Annotated in this window: 4 protein-coding genes; 2 read left to right on the top strand and 2 right to left on the bottom strand. The window is 71.9% G+C overall.

All coding sequences use genetic code 11. From position 1 onward, the window contains the following. The coding region (locus FNQ90_RS13500) for an NACHT domain-containing protein (RefSeq protein WP_182606606.1) at nucleotides 1-1,560 on the top strand (1,560 nt) is incomplete at its 5' end. A gap of 204 nt (nucleotides 1,561-1,764) precedes the next feature. On the opposite strand, the gene FNQ90_RS13495 is transcribed toward FNQ90_RS13500, so the two are convergent. Then, nucleotides 1,765-2,346, bottom strand: a complete 582-nt coding sequence (locus FNQ90_RS13495; RefSeq protein WP_182606605.1) for a TetR/AcrR family transcriptional regulator — start codon at nucleotides 2,344-2,346, stop codon at nucleotides 1,765-1,767. Nucleotides 2,347-2,525: 179 nt separating this feature from the next. Here FNQ90_RS13495 and FNQ90_RS13490 point away from each other — a divergent pair, with 179 nt between their 5' ends. Continuing rightward, complete coding sequence (locus FNQ90_RS13490; RefSeq protein WP_323379941.1) at nucleotides 2,526-3,545, top strand: alpha/beta hydrolase family protein; 1,020 nt, start codon at nucleotides 2,526-2,528, stop codon at nucleotides 3,543-3,545. 25 nt (nucleotides 3,546-3,570) lie between these two features. On the opposite strand, the gene FNQ90_RS13485 is transcribed toward FNQ90_RS13490, so the two are convergent. Next, on the bottom strand, nucleotides 3,571-4,422 hold the full coding sequence (locus FNQ90_RS13485) for a DUF3626 domain-containing protein (protein WP_228471119.1): 852 nt from the start codon (nucleotides 4,420-4,422) through the stop codon (nucleotides 3,571-3,573). Nucleotides 4,423-4,543: the final 121 nt, after the last annotated feature.

The following is a 4,543-nucleotide window of genomic DNA, read 5'->3' as shown; positions in this document are numbered from 1 at the left end:
GCCGACGTCGACGCCCGCTGGGACTCCCTGCTGCACACCTGCTGCGTCCACGTCCTGCACTTCTTCACCACCCGCTCGACCTTCGCCGCCCGCGCCCGGGTGGAACAGACCCGGATGCTGCACCGCCTGGCCACGACCACGGACCTGCTGATGGAACGGCTCGGCGACCGGCACGCGGAGGACGCCGCCTTCGAACGCCGCTGGGCCGACCGCGTCATCGCCCGGCACGGCGAACTGACCATCCACGGCCTGGACATCGGCCACGGACACGAATGGCCGCTGGACGCCGCGTACGTGCCGCTGGAGGTCACCACCCCGGAGACGGGGCCGGACTCCGCCGACCCGACGGCCCCGGCCGGTGCCGGTGGTTCCGGCGGTTCCGTGGATCCGTCCGGCCTCGTGCTGCGGGCCGAGGACGCCCTCGCCGGCCGGGAACGGGTGCTGCTGCGCGGCGTCGCCGGGTCGGGCAAGAGCACCCTCGTGCAGTGGCTCGCCGTCACCGCCGCCCGCACCCACCTCGGGCCCCCGCGCGACCACCCGCCCGGTCTCGACCACCTCGTCGGCCGGGTGCCGTTCGTGCTGCCGCTGCGCCGCGTGGGGGTCGACGGCCGGCCACCCACCCCCGACCGCTTCGCGCACGCCGTGGGCAGCCCGCTCGCCGCCGCCCAACCGGACGGCTGGGCCGACCGGGTCCTGACCGCCGGCCGGGCGCTGCTGCTGGTGGACGGCGTGGACGAGGTCCCCGAACGCGACCGGGAGACCGTCCGGCGCTGGATCCGCGACCTCATGGCCGCCGACCCCGGCAACCCCTGGGTGGTCACCGCCCGCCCCTCCGCCGTCCGGGAGGACTGGCTCGCCGACCGTGTCGCGGCACGCGGCTTCGCGGAACTCTCCCTCGCGCCGATGTCCCGCACCGACATCGAACTGTTCGTCACCCGCTGGCACCGGGCCGCCGACGCCGACCCCGGCATGCGCCGGCGGGTGACCGACACCGCGGCCCGCCTGCTGCCCCCCGCCGACCTGCGACAGGCGAGGTTCCTGGCCCACCACGGCGGGACGCTGCTCCTCGGGCTGCTGCCCGGCCCGGAAGGGCTGACGGACGATGAGGCGGGCGCGGTGGTGGTCACCGCGCTGAGGATCGGCACCGACGCCGCCCTGCCGCTCCTGGCCCGCTACCGGCACCACCCCTCGCTCTGGCTGCGCCGCCAACTGGCCTGGAACTGGCACCACTTCGACGCCGAGCGCTACGCCCGGGAGATCCTGGCCGACCTCGACGAAGAGGACCTGTACGTCAGCGTCCACACCCCAAAGCACCTGCGGCTGCTGCGCGGCCTCGGGGGCCGGGCGCGGGTGCAGCTCGTCGGCACCCACCGGCCGGAGGAGTTGATCACCCTCCTCGTTCCGGAGCGGCTGACCCACCTGTGGTGGCGCAACCTTCCCGCGCCGGGGGACGACGGCGCGTGGACCGCCGACTTCCCGTACCTGCGGGAGATCCGGGTGCGCCGGGCCGCCGTGGCGGAGGGGTGGAGGTGCCCCTGGGGCTCCTCGCCTCGTACATGACGTACCGACACATTCCACCGGAGCGGATGCACACTCCCCTCATCCTGGCCCACCCCACTCGTGACGCCTGGACCCCGATGGGAATCAGCACCCGTTGGCTCCAACGGATCGCGGCTCCCGTGGAACTCGTCCCGCTCCGCGAATGCGGTCATTTCCCCGTGGAGGAACCCGGGTTGACCGACCTCATCCACACTGTTGAAAAGGTCACCGGAGCCCTTGGAGCAGAAGAGCGATGAGACGTCGGGGATCGTAGCGGGGGTCGTTCTCGTGTCCGATGCAGAGGTTGCCGATGCCGCGCATCAGCTCGTACGGCTGGGTGCCGGCTTCGATGTCGCCGGCCTCGACCGCGGCGTCGAGCAGTTGGCCGCAGACGGGGAGCAGGCGATCGAGGAAGTAGGAGTGCAACGCGGCGAAGCGGTCGTCATCGGACCGCAGGGCATCGGCCAGCCCGTGCTTGGTGACGAGGAAGTCCACGAAGAGGTCGATCCACTGGCGCAAGGCGTCGAACGGGGAGTCGGCATCGGCCAGCAGACGGGGGCCGGCTTCGGCGCACGCCTCGATCTGGTGGCGGTAGACGGCTGTGACGAGATCCGCCCGGGTCGGGAAGTGGCGGTAGATCGTGGCCATGCCGACGCCCGCCCGGGCCGCGATCCGGCGGATCGGCGCGTCGACGCCGGAGGTGACGAACACCTCGGCAGCGGCGTCGAGCACCGCCTGCCGGTTGCGCCGGGCGTCGACCCGTGTGCCCCCGGGCGGCGGTTCCCCGGCAGGACTGTCGGTGGCCATCAGGCATTCCCTCCACGCCGATTGACAAAGCGGAGCAGTGCTCCGAATATTAAGTGGAGCAATGCTCCGTTTTCCTGTCGGACGGGAACGGAACGCTCCTGCCCGCCTTGCCCACGTTGCCCGCCATCGGCCCCGGGATGCCGACGGGTGACGGGTACCACCGGAAGGGGACCCCTGTTGTGAGTACACCCACCAGCGTCGATGCGAGGGGCGTGCCCGTCCCGGTCCTGTCCTTCGCTCCCGTCGTCCTACCCGTGCCGGGACGTCCCGTGGACCTCCGGGTGCGTGTCTCCGCACCCGCCACCGGAACCGATCTACCCGTCATCCTCCTCTCCCACGGGCACGGCCCCTCGAACAACCTCTCCTCGCTCAACGGCTACGCGCCACTCGCCAACCTCTGGGCCGCCCGGGGATTCGTCGTCCTGCAACCCACCCACCTCACCTCCAGGACGCTGAGCCACCTGGTCGCCGGCGCGCCCGGCGCCCCCGACTTCTGGCGATCCCGAGCCGAGGACATGAGCCACATCCTCGACCGGCTCGACATGATAGAGCGCACCGTGCCCGGGCTCGCGGGACGGATCGACCACACCAGGGTCGCCCTCGCCGGGCACTCCCTCGGAGGTTTCACCGCCGCGCTCCTGCTGGGCGCCGGGCTTCACGACCCCGCCGGCGGGGAAACGGTCCACCTCCTCGAACCCCGGATCGGGGCCGGGGTACTGCTCGCCGCACCCGGCAGGGGAGGCGACGTCTTCAATGGGCCCATGGCGGAGCGGTGGCCGATCATCGGCGCCGTCGATTTCTCCACCATGACCACACCCGCGCTGGTCGTCATCGGGGACAAGGACGACCCCCACCACTTCACGGACATGGGACCGGACTGGCACGCCGACCCCTACACCCTCGCTCCCGGACCCAAGTCCCTGCTCACCCTGTTCGACGCGGAACACGGACTCGGCGGGATCGCCGGATACGACGCCGCCGAGACCACAGACGAGAATCCCGAGCGGGTCGCCGCCCTCGCCCGACTCACCGCCGCATACCTCCACACCCGGCTTCACCCCGATTCCTCCGCGTGGCAGAGCGCGTGTGAGGCGTTGACGACCGGCTCCGAAGCGGTGGGTCGGGTCGACACCAAGGGGGAAACCGGCCCCTTCGGCGCGTCCGCGCGGGAGGAGGGTGGTCCGGAAGAGACGGCGTGAGGACCCCGGTGGCCGGTCGGGACCCCTACGGGCCCCCGACCGGCGGGGCGCCGAAACGGGCGAGGCAGTGCCAGACCCTCTTGAGTTCCTGCGGGTGGTGACGGCCCGCTCGAACGGCGTCCCCGATCACCGCCGGGTCGAGCCGGCCGTCGACCGCGATGGCGACGCCGAGGTCCACGTACCGCTGTCCCCGGTACTCCGGGTGCCGTCGCAGGTGGTCCACGTCGAGGCGGAAGCCGGGGTGCCATTCGACCGGACACGGGAGTCGACGGGCGTCCTCCTCCACGGCCGTGCCCCGGTAACAGGCGTCGAGAACCAGCGCCTCGACATCCCGGGTGAGGTCGACGGTGCCGTGGATCTGTGCCTCGACGTGCCCGTCCAGGGCGTCGACACTGTGGGCCTCGGCCAATTCGATGAGGGAGAAGCGGGACGCCACGCCGAAGGCCGAGGGCCCGGTGGAGCTGTCCGGATAACAGAACGTGGCCCGCCGGAGGACATCGGAGGTGAGCCTGAAGTACGAGGAGCCGAACCGGGGCGCTCCGCCGGCGGGGTTCCGTCGGAAGTTCAGCGCGCCGTAGACGGGACGCTCCCGGGGAGCCGCCCGGTCATAGGCTCCCGCGAACATACGGCTCTCCCACAGCCAACGGTCCCCGCCCGGATGGGCGGTCAGGCCGCCGTTGCCGGTGCCGGTCACGAACTGGGAGTGGTAGACCCCGTCCCTCGCCATGCGGAGCAGGATCGGTCGGCCGGTCACCATCCGGTCGGGGTGGAAGTTCATCGTCAACCGCAGGCGGGGGTCCAGCGGGTCTCCCGAGGACAGGGACGTGACATGGTGCAGGGCCCTCTCCTGCGGTGACCGGGGCATGTCGGTCACCATGGGAGAAGTCTGTCCCGACACCGGCCTCCGGGACATCTCGTTTTCCGCCCGATGTTTCCCGGCGGAGGGGACGGAGTCGGGGGCCCGCCGTCACGTCGTCGCGGTGGGGGAGGGCAGGAAG

The organism is Streptomyces alkaliphilus, assembly GCF_014141535.1.
GTDB classification, from domain to species: Bacteria; Actinomycetota; Actinomycetes; order Streptomycetales; family Streptomycetaceae; genus Streptomyces; species Streptomyces alkaliphilus.
The sequence above is the reverse complement of the archived record's forward strand: the minus strand, read 5'-3'. Positions and strand labels throughout refer to the sequence as shown.

Coding starts and splice junctions, on each gene's coding strand:
- FNQ90_RS13485 (WP_228471119.1), bottom strand. CDS start 4,422: ATGGTGACCGACATGCCCCGGTCACCGCAGGAGAGGGCCCTGCACCAT.
- FNQ90_RS13495 (WP_182606605.1), bottom strand. CDS start 2,346: ATGGCCACCGACAGTCCTGCCGGGGAACCGCCGCCCGGGGGCACACGG.